Source organism: Streptomyces sp. ID05-39B, from assembly GCF_033794725.1.
GTDB lineage: Bacteria > Actinomycetota > Actinomycetes > Streptomycetales > Streptomycetaceae > Streptomyces > Streptomyces bobili.
Genome location: NZ_JARGEF010000495.1, coordinates 1 through 1605, shown reverse-complemented (window position 1 = coordinate 1605; position 1605 = coordinate 1). Strand labels below are relative to the sequence as shown.

Genomic DNA, 1605 nt, shown 5'->3' with positions numbered 1-1605 from the left:
CCTCGATCTTGCGTGACGGTCCGCCGACGGAGTCGGTGGACCGTTTTCGTGCTGTGGGCTGAGGCTGGGCAGGTTGAGGGCCCGAGTGTCGTCTCGGATGGACGCCGGGTTCCACTGCTCCGGCTGGAGGGTTCTCTTGTAGGGGCGGGTGAATCCGCTGATCATCCCGGGTTCGGCAGGAGTGCGAGCCGTTCGAGGGCTGCGGTGATGCGACTGGTCCAGGGCCAGTGCCCGGCCAGGCGGAGGATCCGCCGACGACCGGTGGTCACGAACTGCCCCGACGTGGTGAACAGGCGGAGCCGCAGGCGGCGGGGTTCCCAGAGACGGGCCTTGCCGGTCAGGGCGAGCATCGGCATCCAGGCCAGCAGGTCGAGAGCGATCTGCACGATCTCCAGCCAGATCCGGTTCTGGGCGGTGCGGTGCAGGGGCAGGTTGCGCAGGCCGGTCGAGCGGGCGGCCCGGATGCGGTCCTCGGCCCTCGCCCGCAGCCGGTGACGGAGCTCGAGCTCGGCGATCGGCCGGCCCGAGGTGTTGGTGGCGAAGCAGGTCAGCCGCATGCCGTCCGCGTCCGTGAGCCGCAACTGGGCCCCTGGGTGCGGCCGTTCCTTGCGGACGATCAGCCTCATGCCCTTGGGCCAGCCGTCCAGAACGTCGCCGGTGAGTTCAGCGACCCAGGCGCCGTCGCGGATCTCGCCGTCCGCCTCGACGGCCGCCGTCCAGGCCGATGCCGGAACCTTCAGCACATGCTGGTGGACCTGCTCGGTGATCACCATGCCGACCGAGTAGGACAGCCACCGTCCCCGCCGGGTCAGCCAGGCGACGAAGTCGTGGGTGCCGCCCGCGGAGTCGGTGCGGATCAGGGTCCGGCGCCCGCGCCGGTACTTCTTCGGCAGCTGGGCCAGGGCCAGTTGAGCGGCGGTGATGTGGTCGGTGGCCGTGTTCGAGCCCGCGTTGCCCGGTCTGAGCAGGGCCGCGACCGGTTCCCCCGTGCCGCCCGGTCCATGGTCGACGAACCCCATCAGCGGGTGATGGCCGTAGGTCCGCTTCCACGTGGGTGCGGCGTCCTCCTTGTCCGAGTGTGCGATCACCAGCACCCCGTCGAGGTCGACGGTCACCGTCCCGCCCGCATCAGGCGCTTCCCCGCCGGCCAACCGCCAGACATGTCGGCGGGCTTCAGCCCGCGCGGCCCGGATCGCGGTCAGGGCCTTCGGCCCGGCCGCGGCGAGAGTGTCGATGAGGCGGGAGACCGTCGGGTCGGAGGCCACCGCCCCGAACACCGCGGGCTCGGCCCGCAGCATGGCGACATCCGCGAGGCAGTCTCCGCCCAGCGCGACCGCCAGGGCCACGTCCAGCAGGATCTTGCCCGGATCGTGCACCGCCCGCGGCTTCCGCCACGGCGTCAGCGCCGCGGATATCGCGGTGTCCAAGCCGGCCTTGCGGACGGTCTCGACCAGCAGCACGCTCCCGGCCTGCGAGACCACCGCCCGGCCGCCGCCCTCGATGCGGACACGCGGATACGACCCGATACGCTTCTTCACCTGGAGAGTGCTTCTTCCCATGCAACCAACAGGACCCTCGACAAGTCCCATCGTTGCAGGTCAGGAG

The 1605-nt window shown here is 71.0% G+C and carries 1 protein-coding gene; it reads right to left on the bottom strand.

The annotated features are described in order from the left end of the window. Nucleotides 1-161: 161 nt before the first annotated feature. Nucleotides 162-1538 (bottom strand): IS1380 family transposase, encoded by a 1377-nt coding sequence (locus tag P1P75_RS41425; protein WP_319265193.1) that lies wholly within the window; start codon nt 1536-1538, stop codon nt 162-164. Between the last annotated feature and the right edge of the window lie 67 nt (nt 1539-1605).